14 protein-coding genes are annotated in these 15,544 nt (G+C 29.6%); 9 read left to right on the top strand and 5 right to left on the bottom strand.

What is annotated here, in order from left to right:
• Positions 1–20 precede the first annotated feature (20 nt).
• Entirely contained in the window at positions 21–656 is a 636-nt protein-coding gene (locus ACTTAY_RS03265; RefSeq protein ID WP_440672347.1) for a glycosyltransferase family 2 protein, read from the top strand.
• Positions 657–660: 4 nt separating this feature from the next.
• Here ACTTAY_RS03265 and ACTTAY_RS03260 read toward each other — a convergent pair whose 3' ends face one another.
• From ACTTAY_RS03260 to ACTTAY_RS03250, 3 genes are read right to left on the bottom strand one after another with little or no spacing between them, the layout of a single operon-like run.
• Positions 661–1,452 (bottom strand): ABC transporter permease, encoded by a 792-nt coding sequence (locus ACTTAY_RS03260; protein ID WP_440672346.1) that lies wholly within the window; start codon positions 1,450–1,452, stop codon positions 661–663.
• Positions 1,449–2,177: an ABC transporter ATP-binding protein gene (locus tag ACTTAY_RS03255; RefSeq protein WP_440672345.1), complete on the bottom strand. Its 729-nt coding sequence runs from the start codon at positions 2,175–2,177 to the stop codon at positions 1,449–1,451. Before ACTTAY_RS03255 ends, ACTTAY_RS03260 begins: the two co-directional genes overlap by 4 nt.
• Positions 2,174–3,109, bottom strand: coding sequence for an L-threonylcarbamoyladenylate synthase (locus ACTTAY_RS03250; protein ID WP_440672344.1), 936 nt, complete (start codon positions 3,107–3,109; stop codon positions 2,174–2,176). Before ACTTAY_RS03250 ends, ACTTAY_RS03255 begins: the two co-directional genes overlap by 4 nt.
• Before the next feature lie 20 nt (positions 3,110–3,129).
• On the opposite strand from ACTTAY_RS03250, the gene ACTTAY_RS03245 reads away from it, so the two are divergent.
• From ACTTAY_RS03245 to dxs, 3 genes are read left to right on the top strand one after another with little or no spacing between them, the layout of a single operon-like run.
• The gene (locus ACTTAY_RS03245) at positions 3,130–3,366 is read left to right on the top strand and encodes an exonuclease VII small subunit (protein WP_440672343.1); all 237 of its coding nucleotides are present in this window, start codon (positions 3,130–3,132) and stop codon (positions 3,364–3,366) included.
• The gene (locus tag ACTTAY_RS03240) at positions 3,363–4,235 is read left to right on the top strand and encodes a polyprenyl synthetase family protein (RefSeq protein WP_440672342.1); all 873 of its coding nucleotides are present in this window, start codon (positions 3,363–3,365) and stop codon (positions 4,233–4,235) included. The genes ACTTAY_RS03245 and ACTTAY_RS03240 overlap by 4 nt, the downstream gene beginning before the upstream one ends.
• Positions 4,232–6,148, top strand: coding sequence for a 1-deoxy-D-xylulose-5-phosphate synthase (gene dxs, locus ACTTAY_RS03235; RefSeq protein WP_440672341.1), 1,917 nt, complete (start codon positions 4,232–4,234; stop codon positions 6,146–6,148). Before ACTTAY_RS03240 ends, dxs begins: the two co-directional genes overlap by 4 nt.
• Positions 6,149–6,152: 4 nt before the next feature.
• On the opposite strand, the gene aroC is transcribed toward dxs, so the two are convergent.
• Positions 6,153–7,235, bottom strand: coding sequence for a chorismate synthase (gene aroC / locus ACTTAY_RS03230; protein WP_440672340.1), 1,083 nt, complete (start codon positions 7,233–7,235; stop codon positions 6,153–6,155).
• Between the two features lie 33 nt (positions 7,236–7,268).
• On the opposite strand from aroC, the gene pdxH reads away from it, so the two are divergent.
• Positions 7,269–7,895 carry a pyridoxamine 5'-phosphate oxidase gene (gene pdxH, locus ACTTAY_RS03225; protein ID WP_440672339.1) on the top strand — a complete coding sequence of 209 codons (627 nt, stop codon included), beginning with the start codon at positions 7,269–7,271 and terminating at the stop codon, positions 7,893–7,895.
• On the opposite strand, the gene ACTTAY_RS03220 is transcribed toward pdxH, so the two are convergent.
• Entirely contained in the window at positions 7,892–8,905 is a 1,014-nt protein-coding gene (locus tag ACTTAY_RS03220; RefSeq protein WP_440672338.1) for a polyprenyl synthetase family protein, read from the bottom strand. The genes pdxH and ACTTAY_RS03220 overlap by 4 nt on opposite strands.
• A gap of 114 nt (positions 8,906–9,019) precedes the next feature.
• On the opposite strand from ACTTAY_RS03220, the gene ACTTAY_RS03215 reads away from it, so the two are divergent.
• From ACTTAY_RS03215 to ppdK, 4 genes are read left to right on the top strand one after another with little or no spacing between them, the layout of a single operon-like run.
• Complete coding sequence (locus ACTTAY_RS03215) at positions 9,020–9,823, top strand: S49 family peptidase (protein WP_440672337.1); 804 nt, start codon at positions 9,020–9,022, stop codon at positions 9,821–9,823.
• Positions 9,789–10,685 carry a glycine--tRNA ligase subunit alpha gene (locus ACTTAY_RS03210; RefSeq protein ID WP_440672336.1) on the top strand — a complete coding sequence of 299 codons (897 nt, stop codon included), beginning with the start codon at positions 9,789–9,791 and terminating at the stop codon, positions 10,683–10,685. Before ACTTAY_RS03215 ends, ACTTAY_RS03210 begins: the two co-directional genes overlap by 35 nt.
• Entirely contained in the window at positions 10,685–12,751 is a 2,067-nt protein-coding gene (gene glyS, locus ACTTAY_RS03205; protein ID WP_440672335.1) for a glycine--tRNA ligase subunit beta, read from the top strand. Before ACTTAY_RS03210 ends, glyS begins: the two co-directional genes overlap by 1 nt.
• The gene (gene ppdK / locus ACTTAY_RS03200) at positions 12,751–15,420 is read left to right on the top strand and encodes a pyruvate, phosphate dikinase (RefSeq protein ID WP_440672334.1); all 2,670 of its coding nucleotides are present in this window, start codon (positions 12,751–12,753) and stop codon (positions 15,418–15,420) included. The genes glyS and ppdK overlap by 1 nt, the downstream gene beginning before the upstream one ends.
• Positions 15,421–15,544 lie beyond the last annotated feature (124 nt).

Here is a 15,544-nt window from a genome sequence, read left to right as displayed (position 1 = left end):
TATAATTAAACTAGAAAAAAATAAAAAAAGTAAAAAAAATAAAAAAACAAATAATTTTAATAGATGATGGTTCAAATGATGGGACCAAGAATATTATAAAAAAAAAACTATTTAATAAGGTTGATAAAGTAATATTCCATAAAAAAAATTTGGGGAAGGGATCTGCAATAATAAGCTCCATTCCATATATAAAAGGTAATTTAGTTTTAATACAAGATGCAGACTTAGAATATAATCCTAAGGATTATCATAAATTAATAAAACCATTTTCAAAAAATAAGATTAAAGTAGTTTATGGCTCTAGGGTACTTGGTAGAAAATATAAAGTAAAATATTTGAGTTTAAAAAATTTTAGAATATTTGGAAATTTTATATTAACTAATATTTCAAATTTTATTAATAATCAGAATCTTACAGATGTACATACATGCTACAAGGTATTTAGAACGGAAATTTTTTTTAAATTAAATTTAAGACAAAAAGATTTTTCTTTTTGTCCTGAAGTGACTACTAAACTTTCAAATTTATCCTGTAAAATTTTAGAGGTACCAATATCTTACAATGGGCGAGAGATTAGTGATGGAAAAAAAATCAGATTAAAAGATGCTTTTATAGCTTTATTTACTATATTAAAATACAAATTTTATTATAAGTAGTTATTTACTCTCCAATATTAATTAATGTCCCTTTTTCTCTAGCTTTATCAAAAGAAAAATAAAAAACTGTTATTGCGATAGCTAAATAAAATGCATTCAGAGAAAGTGCGATATGAATGTTTTCATAGCTCACATTTCCGTTAACTAATATATTTCTAGTTTCTTCAAATACATAAACTAATGGTAATGCAAATGCTATTGATTGAAATATTTCAGGTAAAATTTCAACTGGATAATATATACAGCCAAAGGGTGCTAATAAAAACATCGTGGACCATGCGATATTCTCAAAAGATGGACCAAATCTTAGCAACCCAGCTGAAACAAAAAGACCCAAAGTAATTCCAAAAATATACAAACTTAAAAAAAGAAAAGCTAATGGCAATCCCAAATTTAATATAGATATACCAAATAATGGTGAGGTTATTAGTATTGCTGGAATTAATCCAATCAAAGCTCGTATTAGAGCAGTGATTACAAGTGCAGTAATTATTTCACTGATTTTCATTGGAGCAATAAATAAATTAGTAAAATTCCTACTCCAAATTTCTTCTAAAAATAACATGTTAAAACCTATGCTTGTCCTAAAAAGAAAATCATAAAGAATTGCACAAGACAATATAACTCCAACAGCTCCACTATAGTATGAACTATGTGCTGCAAAAAAATTTGAAATAAAACCCCAAAGAGTTATTTGGATAGAAGGCCAATATATTAAATCAAGTATTCTCGGGAACGACCTAGTAATTAAATAAAAATGCCTTAAAAATAATCCGTATATTCTTGTAATATTCATTTATCGTTCCTAACAATTTCCAAAAAAACTTCTTCTAAGTTTTTTTGTCCATATTTTTTTATTAAATTTTCTGGAGTACCAATGTCTACGATATTACCATCTTTCATCATCATAACAGAATTACATAATCTTTTTACTTCATCCATGTTATGAGAAGCCAGCAAAACAGATATTTTTTTTTCTTCTTTATACTTTTCTAAAAAGGTTCTAATAAAATCTGCTGTTTCAGGGTCTAGAGCAGCAGTTGGCTCATCTAACAAGAGCACAGTAGGATCATTAATTAATGCTTTCGCAAGACTGACCCTATTTTTTTGTCCTGATGACAGCTCTCCTGTAATTTTATCTAAAAGATCTCCCAATCTTAATTTTTCTGAAAGAAAATTAATTCTCTGCTTCAAATTTTGAATATTATATAGTTTCCCATACACAATTAAATTTTGGTTTACTGTTAATTTTTTAGGCAATTCAATATAGGGAGAAATAAAATTCATTTTGTGCAGAATTGAAATTTTATTATTTTCAATATTCTTACCGTTAATTAAGACTTGGCCACTTGTTGGTTTTAATAATCCTAGTATCATTCCGATTGTTGTTGTTTTTCCACAACCATTTGGACCTAACAGTCCTACTATTTCATTTTCATTAATTTTAAAATTTATATTATTAACTGCATTTTTAGTCTTATATGATTTTGATAGATTTATGACTTCTATTGAGTTTTTCATTTGAAGTTTGATGCTCTCTTGAGTCTGTCATTTATTGTTTTTCCAATTCCTTCATTTGGTATTTTTTCTACAGCTATTGATTTATATTTATCTTTTTTTATTTTCCTCAAAACACTATACAGGTTTCTGGCAGCTTCATTTAAGTTTCTTGTTTTGCTTAAATAATAAATATCTTTAGATATATTTTCTCTTTTTTTTAAGAGTACAAAAGCTTCATTTTTTTTGTTTTTTTTTGCATTCATTCTTAAAGGTAGTCCTGGAGAATAGTGTAAAGGAAAAAGACCAGGAGAAATTTTATCTTTTGAATTTATATTAATTATTATTTTTTGATTCAAAGTTTTTTTAATCTTTGAAACACTCAATCCTCCATATCTTAGTAATCTAGGTTTATTTGTTATGCTTAATATTGTAGACTCGACACCAATTTTACAAACACCACCATTCAAAATAAATTTTATTTTGTTGCCAAATTCATCTTTGACGTCTGCTGCTTTTACAGCACTTAATCTTGAAGAAATATTAGCGCTTGGTGCTGCAACTGGATATTTTAAATTTTTGAGTAATTTTCTAAATAGAGGATGTTTTGGAAATCGTATAGCAACTGTTTTTTTATTATTAGTTACAAACTTCGATATTTTAGAATTTTTTTTGAGCTTCAATATATATGTTATTGGTCCTGGAGAAAATTTTTTATAAAGTTTAATAAAATTATCATTTATTTCACAGTCTTCTGAAATTTTTTTTAAATTATAGTAGTGAACAATTAGCGGATTGTTAGCAGGTCTTCTTTTTAGGTTAAAAATTTTTTTAACAGCAGTGTCCGAGTATGCGTTACCTGCGAGTCCGTAAACAGTTTCTGTTGGAACAGCTACACAATGACTTTTATCTAAGTAATTTTTCGCTTTTTTGATGTTTGATTGAATATTTTTCATGTAATAGTAATGATTAATATATGAAAGATAAAAATTTACCACTCGATTATGATAATAGAACGCTTGAAGAGTTAACAGATGAAGCAAATCAAATGATAAAGTCTTTAGAAGAAAAAGATGACCTAGACAATTCTATAGAAAGCTATCAAGAGTTATTAAAATTAAATAATTTAATTGAAAAAAAATTTCAAAAAAATTTTAGATCTATTGGCGAAAATACGAATAAAAAAATTAAGGATATCATTAAGAGAAAGTGAAAAATCAACTTAATAAAATTGCAAAAGATACCAATTTATTCTTGAAAAAATACATTCAGGAACAAGAAAATTCCAAATTAATTTATGCAATGAAGTATGGATTATTTCCTGGAGGAAAAAAAATTAGATCTAAAATATTAATTGATATTGGATCGTTATTCTCAATAAACTATCACACATTAATTGCCATAGGTGCTGCTGTGGAATGTATTCATGCTTATTCTCTCATTCATGATGATTTACCATGCATGGATAATGATAATATGAGAAGAGGTAAACCATCAGCTCATATTAAATTTGGTGAGTCGACAGCTGTCCTCGCTGGAAATTCATTATTAACAATGGCTTTTGAAATTTTAACTAGCTCCAAGTTAAAGTTAAGGGACAAAATTAAAGTTAAATTAGTAGATAAACTTTCTATGTGTTCAGGACATCTGGGTATAGCGGGTGGTCAATATTTAGATTTAGATTTTGAAAAAAAGAAAGTTTCAAAAAAACAAATTATAGATATGGAAATTAAAAAAACAGGAAAACTTTTTAGTTTTTGTTGTGCAGTACCAGCAATCATTAAGGAGAAAAGTGTAAAGGAAATAAAATTTTTTGAGGGTGTAGGTTCTGATATTGGCCTTCTTTTTCAAATAGCAGACGATTTAATAGATTATAAAGGTAATTCTAAAATTGCTGGGAAAAAAACTAAAAAAGATCAAAAAAAAGGCAAAGCTACACTTATAAGTTTGCTAGGCTATAATGCTTCAATCAAATATTGTGGTAAAATTATTTCAGATATTAATAGAAATTTAAAAATTTATGGTTCAAAATCAAAAAAATTAAACGATACATTAGAATTTATATTGAATAGAAATAAATGAAAAATAATTACAAGTTTTTAGATAATATAAACTTTCCATCTGATTTAAGAAAAGTTTCTGAAAATGATTTACAACAAGTAGTTCATGAAGTTAGACAAGAGATGATCAGTGCAGTATCTAAAACTGGTGGACATTTAGGAGCAGGTCTAGGGGTTGTTGAGCTGACTGTAGCTCTGCACTATGTTTTTGACACACCTAATGATAGATTAATTTGGGATGTAGGACACCAAGCATATCCACATAAAATTTTAACTGGAAGAAAACAAAAAATTACAACCTTAAGACAAGGTAATGGTTTGTCAGGTTTTACTAAAAGATCTGAGAGTGAATATGACCCATTTGGTGCAGCTCATAGTTCGACATCTATATCATCTGCACTCGGAATGGCTGAAGCAAATAAATTAGAAAATAAATCTTCAAATGTAATAGCTGTTATTGGGGATGGCGCAATTAGTGCTGGTATGGCATACGAAGCTATGAATAACGCTGGCGCATCTAAAACCAAAATGATCGTTATATTAAATGATAATGACATGTCTATTGCAAAACCAGTAGGTGCAATGAGAACTTATTTAGCAAAGTTATTTACTGGAAAAATCTATTTTAGCTTAAGAGAAACTTTAAAATTAATCACCTCAGCTTTTTCAAAAAGATTTAGTGCTAAAGCTGGTAAGGCAGAGGATTTTTTTCGCTCTGCTGTCACAGGTGGAACACTATTTAGCTCACTTGGTTTTTATTATGCAGGACCAATAGATGGACATGATCTTTCCACACTTATCCCTATTTTAAGAAATGCTAGAGACTCAAAGCATGAGGGCCCTATTATGATACATATTAAAACTCAAAAAGGAAAAGGATATTCATATGCTGAAAAAGCTAGTGATCATTATCATGGAGTATCAAAATTTAATGTTGAAACTGGAGAGCAACAAAAAAGTGGTTCTAATTTACCCTCTTATACAAAAGTTTTTGCAAATACACTTGTTAAGCATGCAAAAAAAGACAGCAAGATTGTTGGAATAACTGCAGCAATGCCAGGTGGAACAGGTATGGATATCTTTGGTAAGGAATTTCCAAAAAGAATGTTTGACGTTGGTATTGCCGAACAGCATGCTGTTACTTTTGCAGCAGGTCTTGCTACAGAAGGGTATAAGCCTTATGCAGCAATCTATTCTACCTTTCTTCAAAGAGCTTATGATCAAGTTGTGCATGATGTGGCAATACAGAAACTTCCTGTAAGATTTGCAATCGATAGGGCTGGATTAGTTGGTGCAGATGGGTCAACGCACGCTGGGTCTTTTGATATTACTTATTTGTCAACTTTACCAAATTTCATTGTGATGGCAGCTAGTGATGAAGCTGAGTTAGTGAAAATGATTAATACTTCGGTTGATATTAATGATAAACCCTCTGCAATAAGATATCCAAGGGGAATAGGTATTGGAGTTGAACTTCCTTCAATAGAGGAAAAAATAGAGATAGGTAAAGGAAAAATTATTAAACAAGGAACTCAGGTTTGTTTGCTGAGTTTAGGAACTAGACTTGAAGAATGTAAAGTATCTGCAGAAGAATTGGAAACAAAGGGTATTTCAACAACAATTATAGATGCAAGATTTGCCAAACCTTTGGATGAGAATTTAATTTTAAAATCTGCAAGAGAACATGAATTAATGATTACAATTGAGGAAGGTTCTATAGGAGGATTTGGTTCCCATGTTAAAAATTTATTAGCTGAAAAAGGGATATTTGATAAAGGGTTAAAATTTAGATCCATGACTCTTCCAGATGAATTCATAGAGCAAGATAATCCAAAAAATATGTACGATATTGCTGGACTGAATAGTCCACAAATTACAAAAAAAGTTTTAGAAGTTTTATTTAATAAGGATTCAATTAGAGTAGTAAAAAACTAATTATTTATCCGCACTGAGCCTGATTCATTAGGTAGTGGTCCAATAAAACACAATTCATCATAGCCTCTCCAACTGGAACAGCTCTTATCCCTACGCAAGGGTCATGTCTCCCTTTAACAGATATTGTGGTATTTTTTCCAAATTTATTAATAGTTTTTCTTGTAGTTAAAATTGAAGATGTAGGTTTAACTGCAAATGATGCTATTATTTCTTGCCCAGAAGAAATTCCGCCTAAGATCCCGCCTGCATTATTAGAGTTAAATTTTAATTTATTATTTTTTAGTGATATTTCATCAGAGTTTTGCTCACCACTTAGTTGTGCAGAATTCATTCCAGCACCAACATTTACCCCTTTAACTGCATTAATGCTCATAAAAGCTGATGCAATATCAGAATCTAATTTTGAATAAATGGGAGCACCAAGCCCCGCAGGAATACCTCTTGCCCTAACCTCTATTACAGCACCACATGATGACCCTGATTTTCTTACACCAAGTAAATATTTTTCCCATAATTTAATCATGGTCCTATCTGGACAAAAGAATGGATTTTTTGAAATAATTTTATCATTCCATTTTGACGTATCACATCCTAAGATGCCTAATTGAGTGACAGCACCTATAACTTTAAATTTTTTTCCTAATTTTTTTTGGAGTACTAGTTTAGCTATAGCACCAGCCGCAACTCTTGAGGCTGTCTCTCTAGCTGAAGATCTTCCTCCGCCTCTATAATCTCTAATTCCATATTTTTTGAAATAGGTAAAGTCCGCATGACCTGGTCTAAATTTATCTTTTATATTTCCATAATCTTTAGATCTCATGTCTTTATTATAAATAATTAGAGAAATTGGTGTGCCAGTAGTTTTTCCTTCAAATACACCTGAAAGTATTTGGACTTTATCATCTTCCTTTCTTTGTGTGGTAAATTTTGATTGTCCAGGTTTTCTTTTGTCTAATTCTAATTGAATATCTTTTTCATCTAGATGTATGTTTGGAGGACAACCGTCAACTATGCAGCCAATAGCAGGTCCGTGAGATTCACCCCAAGTTGTGAAACGAAATAGCTTTCCAAAAGTGTTAAATGACATTATTTATATTATATAGATTATTTTGTTTAAATTATGAATGAAAAAAACCAACTTGGTATCAACAGCTGCTTCTTAAATTTAGATGACCCAATTAAGTTATTTGAAATATGGATGGAAAAAGCTAAACAGACTGAACCAAATGATCCAAATGCAGTTGCGCTAGCAACTTCAAGTAAAAATAATGTTCCATCAGTCAGAATGGTACTCCTTAAGGATTTTAATAAAGATGGATTTGTTTTCTACACTAATTTAAATAGTCGAAAAGGTAATGAGCTAAAGGAAAATCCTAACGCTTCAATGTGTTTTCATTGGAAAAGTCTTTTACGACAAGTCAGAATTACTGGAACTGTATCATTAGTTTCTGATGATGTTGCAGATGAATATTATTCTTCGAGAGCATACGAAAGTAGAATTGGTGCATGGGCATCAAATCAGAGCCTAGAATTAAAAAATAGAGATGAATTAATAAATTCAATTAAGGCTTATAAAAATAAATATTCTGATGAAACAAAAGTTCCTAGACCAAAACACTGGTCTGGATGGAATTTAAATCCACAAAATATAGAGTTTTGGTTAGATGGAGAAAATAGAATTCATGAAAGATTGCTCTATACAAAAAGCCAGAATGGATTGTGGAATAAGTGTTTATTAAGTCCTTAAAAATTTCTTGCTAAACTAAAAGATGTAAGTTTTTTAAGAATTTCTTTTTCTTTTGTATCTTTGAATACACTTAAAGAATTTGATGCTAAATTAATATAGTGCTGAGCTTTTTGGTAGCATTCATTTATAATCTTATATTTATTAATTAAAGATATAATATTAATCAAATCTTCTCTTGTTCTCTCTTTTTTATTAAATATTTCTTTTAGCCTATTTTTTTCATTGTTTTCTAATTTTTGGTAAAGCAAGATTATTGGTAATGTCACTTTTCCTTCAAAAAAATCTTTTCCTATTTTTTTTCCAAATAATTTTAATTCAGAGTTATAATCTAATGTATCATCTGCAATTTGAAAAGTTAAACCTAAATTCCTCCCATAAAATTCTAGTGCATCTTTTTCTTTATTTTCTACTTCAGCTATAATTGCACCTACTTTTGTAGAAGCAGCGAATAGTTCTGCAGTTTTGGCAGAGATGATTTTTAGATATGTTTCTTCAAGCATATCAACTTCATTATTATGTTGTAGTTGTAATACTTCTCCCTGGGCAATTTTAGATGAAGTTGATGATAATAATTTTAATACCTCTAAGCTTCCATCTTCCACCATCATTTCAAAGCATCTGCTTAAGAGATAATCTCCAATTAAAACTGAAGAATGATTACTCCAAATTTTATTTAAAGTTTCTTTGCCTCTTCTAATCTCACCTTCATCAATAACATCATCATGCATCAAGGTTGCACTATGAATAAGTTCTACACAAGCTGCTAAATTTACATCTCTTGAACCTTTTGAGTAACCACATAATTTAGCACTTCCTAACGTCAATAATGCTCTAAGTCTTTTGCCACCAGTTTCTATATGATAATTAGTCATTTTTTGAACTAATTGAACATCACTAATTAATTTAGATTTTATTCTCTCTTCAGTCAAATCTAGTTTTTCTTCAACAGAATCCTTTAATTGGAAATATGAATTATTTATCTGGTTTTTAAGCTGTACTACAGTTCCCATATTAATTTTAAACTAATATAAATAAGCTATATTTATTACTTATCATTTGACGCACCTATTTCTTCAATTATAAGTAGTCTTTATAATCAACTAAATATTCTGTAAGAGATAAATATGTTCTCCTTTTTAAAAAAGAAAAAAATTGTTTCACATATTAAATTAAATGGTGTCATTGGTAATGCTGGTAAATTTAAGCAAGGTATTGATTTTGCAGGCCAGGAAGAAATTATTAAAAAAGCTTTTTCACTAAAAAAAGCTGCTGCAGTAGCAATATCAATCAATTCTCCAGGAGGTTCACCTGTACAGTCACATTTAATTTATAGTTTTATTCGTCAGCAAGCTAAAAAAAGTAACAAAAAAGTTATTTTTTTTGCAGAAGATGTTGCTGCATCTGGGGGATATCTTATCTCATGTGCTGGAGATGAAATTTATGCAAATTCAAGTTCAATTATTGGGTCTATAGGGGTTATATATTCATCATTTGGTTTTACTCAATTAATTAAGAAAATAGGTGTTGAGAGAAGAGTTCACACAGCTGGAAAGAATAAGAGCACACTTGATCCTTTTATGGAAGAAAAGGAAGAAGATATTCAAAGACTTAAAAATATTCAATTAGATTTACACCAAGATTTCATAAATGTTGTTGAAAAAAGTCGTGGAGCAAAATTAAATAAAACAGAAGTAGAATTATTTTCTGGTGAATTTTGGTCAGGCACTAGAGCCAAGAAATTAGGATTAATAGATGGCATAGGAGATGCACATGAAATCTTAAAAGAAAAGTATGGTGAAGATGTTGTAATTAAAAAATTTGAAAAAACAAAAGGGTGGTTAAGTCAAAAACTTTCATCTTCAAATCATATTGACCAATTTGCAAATATTTTAGATGAAAGATCAATCTGGCAAAGATATGGTTTCTAAATCAAAAGAGAAAATTCTTACATTTCAAGATACAATTTTAAATCTTCAAAAGTTTTGGAGCAAAAAGGGATGTGTAGTTCTCCAACCTTATGACATGGAAGTAGGAGCAGGTACATTTCATCCAGCAACTACATTGAGGTCATTAGGGACTAAACCTTGGAAGACAGCATATGTGCAGCCATCAAGAAGACCCACAGATGGAAGGTATGGAGATAATCCAAATAGACTTCAACATTATTATCAATTTCAAGTTCTTATAAAACCTTCGCCTGAAAATATTAAAAAACTTTACCTCAATAGTTTATCATTTATAGGAATTGACCATACAGATCATGATATTAGATTTGTAGAGGACGATTGGGAAAGTCCAACTTTGGGCGCTGCTGGTCTTGGTTGGGAGGTATGGTGTGATGGCATGGAAATTACTCAATTTACTTATTTTCAACAGATGGCAGGATTTGAGTGCAAACCTGTTTCTGTAGAAATAACATATGGATTAGAAAGAATATGTATGTTTATTCAGCAACAAAAAAATGTCTACGATCTGTTATGGAATGATGATGGTGTAAAATATAAAGAAGTATTTCATCAAGCCGAGAGAGAATTTTCTGCATATAATTTTGAATATGCCAATGTAGAGTCACTTTTTAAAATGTTTGACATGCACGAGTCGGAAGCAAAGTCATTAGTTGAAAAAAAAATTTCATTACCAGCTTATGATCAATGTTTAAAAGCGAGTCATGTATTTAATATATTAGATGCACGTGGAGCAATTAGCGTTGCTCAAAGAGCAGGATATATTGCAAGAATAAGAGATATTACAAAATTAGCTGCTAGTATTTGGTTAGATAGTGAAAAATAATGTCTGAATTTTTCTTAGAATTGTTTAGTGAGGAAATACCTTCAAATTTACAAAAAAATTTAAGAGAAAACTTACTAAAAAGTTTTAATGAATTTTTTTTAGAAAAATCTATTAAATTTAATAAAAGTTCATCTTACTCAACACCCAATAGGTTATTAATTTTGTTTGAGGGAGTTGAAAAGAAGATAGTTTTAAAATCTGAGGAAATAAAAGGTCCGAATACAAAGTCTCCAGATGCTGCGTTGGAGGGATTTGCGAGATCAAATGGTGTTTCAAAAAAAGAATTGTTTAAAAAAAAAACAGATAAAGGTGAGTTCTATTTTTATAAAACTAGATCAAAAAAATTAGATACTCATGCATTATTGGAAGAAGCCATACCTCAAATAATGAATAAAATTCAATGGAAAAAGTCAATGAAATGGTCAAACTATGAACTATTATGGGGTAGACCATTAAAATCTATCTTATCCATCTTTGACCAAAAAAAACTAAATTTTAAATTTCATCATTTCATTTCATCTAACTCGACATTTGTAGATAAAGAATTTGAAGAAAAGAAAAAACTATTTTTAGATTTTAAATCATATAAAAATTTTTTTAAAAAAATGGATATACTTATCGATCACACTGAGAGAAAAGATTTAATAGAAAAAAAATTCGATATTATTTTAAAAAAAAGAAATATAAATATCGAGAGCAATCCTAAGCTTCTTCAGGAAGTAGTCGATTTAACTGACCAACCTAATGTAATTGTTTGTGAATTTGATAAAAAATTTTTAAATATACCTAAAGAGATTTTAATACTAACCATGCAACATCATCAAAAATATTTCCCTACTTTTGATAAAAAAGGAATCATTACAAATCAATTTTTGGTAGTAGCAAACAATAAGGATAAAAATGGATTAATTAAATTAGGAAATGAAAGAGTAGTTGAAGCAAGATTAAGTGATGCAGAATTTTTCTGGCAGAAAGATAAAGCTCAAAATATGGTCAAAAAAATTTCTGATTTAAAATTAATGAATTATTTCAAAGGTCTTGGAAATTATTTTGATAAAGCTCAAAGAATGAGAAAGCTTGGTGCTATTATTTCTGATGAGTTATTAATTAGTAAGGAAAAAGTAGAATTATCAGCGTCGATAAGCAAAGTAGATTTGTTATCTGAATTGGTTGGTGAATTTCCAGAACTTCAAGGGATTATGGGAGGTTATTTTGCAAATGTGCAAGGTTTTGATAAAGAAATATCACTTGCTGTTAGTGAGCAATATTTACCTGTTGGATCTGGAACAAGAATTCCAAAAAAACCTTATAGCATTGCTTTATCCTTAGCTGACAAAATTGATACTTTAGTTGGATTTTTTGGTGCAAACCAAAAACCAACAAGTTCCAAGGATCCCTTTGCCTTAAGAAGAATAGCATTAGGGATAATTAGAATTATCATTGAAAATAAAAAAGATTTTAAAATTAGAGATTTAATAAATTATTCTTTAAGTTTGTATCAGGATCAAGGATTTGAATTTGAGAATAAATCTTTACAAAAAGAATTATTAGATTTTCTATTAGAGAGGTTGAAATATTATATGAAGGAGGAAAATATCCGAAACGATATAATACAAGCTTCAATAAGTTCTTTTAACTTAGATCAATCTGTAATCATTTTTAATAAAGCAAAAAATTTAAATAAAATAATAAATAAACAAAATGGAATAAATATTATTGCAAGCTATAAAAGAGCATCTAATATTTTAGAAAGTGAGTTAAAAAAAGATAAAATCGAATTATCTAATACAACTGACCCTAGTATATTTAAAACTGAGATTGAAAAAAATTTATTTAAAAAAATTAATGAATTAAGGAAATATTTTTCAAGTATTAACAGCGATGAAAATTTTGTTCAAACATTGGACAATTTAGCAAGTATTAAGAGAGAGGTATTTGATTTTTTTGATAATGTAATTGTGAATGAGGATGATCTGACGGTTAAGAAAAATAGGCTAGAACTAATTCAAATGATGTGTAAAACATTCGATAATTATGTTAACTTTTCTCTAATAGAATCCAATTAATGACAAAACTCATATTAAATTTTAATTCGAAACAATCAAAAAGTATTAAAAATCCCAAAAATTTTTTAGGTGGAAAAGGCGCTAATCTTTCTGAAATGGGCAGGATGGGGTTGCCAGTTCCTCCTGGTTTTACAATATCTACTAAAGTCTGTGAAATTTTTTATAAAGATAAGAAAAAATTGAATAACAATTTAATTTCTCAAATTAAAAAAGAATTAAAAATTATAGAGAAAGATGTTTCTAAAAAATTTGGAGACCTAAAAAATCCTTTATTATTATCTGTTAGATCAGGTGCAAGAGTATCTATGCCAGGAATGATGGATACAATTCTTAATTTAGGTTTAAATGATAAAACAGTAAATGCTTTAGCTTTGAAAACTTCCAATGGGCGATTTGCCAAAGACAGTTACAGACGATTTATTCAAATGTATGGAAACGTTGTGATGGGTGTAGAGAGCTATCATTTTGAAGAGTTAATCGAAAATTATAAATTAACAAAAGGTGTTTTGTTAGACACGGATTTAGATGAAAATGATTGGAATGGTTTAATTGAAGATTTTAAAAGGATAGTAAAAGAAAAAACAAAAAAAGAATTTCCTCAAGATGTATTTCAACAACTATTTGGAGCAATTAGCGCTGTATTTTTATCATGGGAAAGTAATAGAGCAAAAGTCTATAGAAAATTAAATAAAATACCAGCAGAATGGGGAACGGCAGTCAACGTTCAATCAATGGTTTTTGGTAATATGGGTGATGATTGTGCTACCGGAGTTGTATTTACAAGAAATCCATCAGATGGATCAAACGAGATATATGGTGAGTACTTAATTAATGCACAAGGTGAGGACGTTGTTGCTGGCACGAGAACACCTCAATATATAACTAAGAAGGCAAGAAAAAACGCTAAAGTTGAAGAACCTTCAATGGAAGAGTCTTTGCCAAAAGTTTTCAATGAATTAAAAAAAATTTTAAAAAAATTGGAAAAACATTACAAAGATATGCAAGATGTGGAATTTACGGTTGAGAATAATAAATTGTGGATGCTTCAAACTAGATCTGGAAAAAGAACTGCAAAATCTGCGGTAAAGATTGCAGTTGATATGGTTAAGGAAAAATTAATATCAAAAAAAGAAGCAGTATTAAGAATCGATCCAAATTCTTTAGATACACTTCTGCATCCTACACTTGATGAAAATAGCACAATCAATGTAATAGCAAATGGTTTACCTGCTTCACCAGGAGCAGCAAGTGGGAAAGTGGTATTTACTTCAGAGGAAGCTGAAAGATTAACTTCAATGATGCAAGACGCTATCTTAGTAAGAGTAGAAACGTCACCTGAAGATATACAAGGAATGCATGCAGCAAAAGGAATTTTGACTGCTAGAGGAGGAATGACCAGTCATGCTGCAGTAGTTGCTAGGGGTATGGGAAGACCATGTGTATCTGGCTCAAGCGAAATTGATATAAGTTATGAGATGAAGACATTTAAAACATCTTCAATGGAAATTAAAGAAGGGGACGTAATTACCATAGATGGATCAACTGGGAGAATTATCGCTGGACGTGTTTCAACAGTGAAGCCAGAAATATCTGGGGATTTTTCAAAGCTAATGTCTTGGGCTGACAGTTTTAGAAAACTAAAAGTAAGAACTAATTCAGAGACACCAAAAGATACTAAAACAGCAAAAGACTTTGGTGCAGAAGGTATTGGATTATGTAGAACTGAACACATGTTTTTTGATGAAGAAAGAATTTTTTCTGTAAGAGAAATGATATTATCAAAAACAAAAGAAGACAGAGCATTAGCATTAGAAAAACTGTTACCACATCAAAGAAAAGATTTTATTGATATTTTTAAGATTATGAGTGGGTTACCAGTGACTGTAAGATTGTTAGACCCACCATTACATGAATTTTTGCCTCGAACAAACAAGGAAATTAATGAGGTTGCAAATATAGTTAATCTTCCAGTTAAAGAGGTAGAGTCTAGAATTGAAGAGCTTCACGAGCAAAATCCTATGCTAGGTCATAGGGGCTGTCGTCTAGGAATATCTTTTCCTGAAATTTATGAAATGCAATGTAGAGCAATATTCGAGGCTTTGGCAGAACTAAAAAAAAATAATATAAAATCTGCATTTCCTGAGATAATGATTCCTTTGGTATCTACTGAAGCAGAGATAAGAATAATGAAAGATTTAGTAATTAGAACCGCTAATCAAGTTCAAAAAGAAAATAAATTGAAAATAAAATTTATAGTAGGTACAATGATTGAGTTGCCACGAGCTGCTATAAAAGCTAAAGAAATTGCAAAGCACGCAGAATTTTTTAGTTTTGGAACAAACGATTTGACACAAACTACATTTGGAATAAGCAGAGATGACAGTGGTAAATTTTTGAACGATTATTTAGATCATAAAATTTTTTCTGTAGACCCTTTTGTTTCAATTGATGATGGTGTATCTGATTTAGTTCAGCTAGCAGTAGAGAGAGGAAGAAATCAAAATAAAAAAATAAAATTAGGAATTTGTGGAGAGCATGGTGGAGACCCAAACAGTATATTGTTTTGTGCTAAAGTTGGATTAAATTACGTTTCCTGTTCACCTTATAGAGTTCCAATTGCTAGATTAGCAGCAGCCCAATCACAATTAAACATTAGAAATAAAATTTAAATAATCTTAAATTGTGATAAATCTATTTATTTTTTTGATTTAAATGAGAACAAAAATTTATAAACTTTGAAAGAGTTGAGGTCTTTGAGAGAGTTAGAGATATTAGATTTTATAAAAATAAACT

Source organism: Candidatus Pelagibacter sp. HIMB1715 (assembly GCF_052047595.1).
Taxonomy (GTDB): domain Bacteria; phylum Pseudomonadota; class Alphaproteobacteria; order Pelagibacterales; family Pelagibacteraceae; genus Pelagibacter.
This window is presented reverse-complemented; position numbering and strand designations above follow the sequence as displayed.

Excerpts from the sequence above, each read along its gene's own strand:
- ACTTAY_RS03255 (WP_440672345.1), bottom strand. The coding sequence starts at position 2,177 with ATGAAAAACTCAATAGAAGTCATAAATCTATCAAAATCATATAAGACT.
- ACTTAY_RS03260 (WP_440672346.1), bottom strand. The coding sequence starts at position 1,452 with ATGAATATTACAAGAATATACGGATTATTTTTAAGGCATTTTTATTTA.
- dxs (WP_440672341.1), top strand. The coding sequence starts at position 4,232 with ATGAAAAATAATTACAAGTTTTTAGATAATATAAACTTTCCATCTGAT.
- glyS (WP_440672335.1), top strand. The coding sequence starts at position 10,685 with ATGTCTGAATTTTTCTTAGAATTGTTTAGTGAGGAAATACCTTCAAAT.
- pdxH (WP_440672339.1), top strand. The coding sequence starts at position 7,269 with ATGAATGAAAAAAACCAACTTGGTATCAACAGCTGCTTCTTAAATTTA.
- aroC (WP_440672340.1), bottom strand. The coding sequence starts at position 7,235 with ATGTCATTTAACACTTTTGGAAAGCTATTTCGTTTCACAACTTGGGGT.
- ACTTAY_RS03250 (WP_440672344.1), bottom strand. The coding sequence starts at position 3,109 with ATGAAAAATATTCAATCAAACATCAAAAAAGCGAAAAATTACTTAGAT.
- ACTTAY_RS03245 (WP_440672343.1), top strand. The coding sequence starts at position 3,130 with ATGAAAGATAAAAATTTACCACTCGATTATGATAATAGAACGCTTGAA.
- ppdK (WP_440672334.1), top strand. The coding sequence starts at position 12,751 with ATGACAAAACTCATATTAAATTTTAATTCGAAACAATCAAAAAGTATT.
- ACTTAY_RS03210 (WP_440672336.1), top strand. The coding sequence starts at position 9,789 with ATGAAAGATCAATCTGGCAAAGATATGGTTTCTAAATCAAAAGAGAAA.
- ACTTAY_RS03215 (WP_440672337.1), top strand. The coding sequence starts at position 9,020 with ATGTTCTCCTTTTTAAAAAAGAAAAAAATTGTTTCACATATTAAATTA.
- ACTTAY_RS03220 (WP_440672338.1), bottom strand. The coding sequence starts at position 8,905 with ATGGGAACTGTAGTACAGCTTAAAAACCAGATAAATAATTCATATTTC.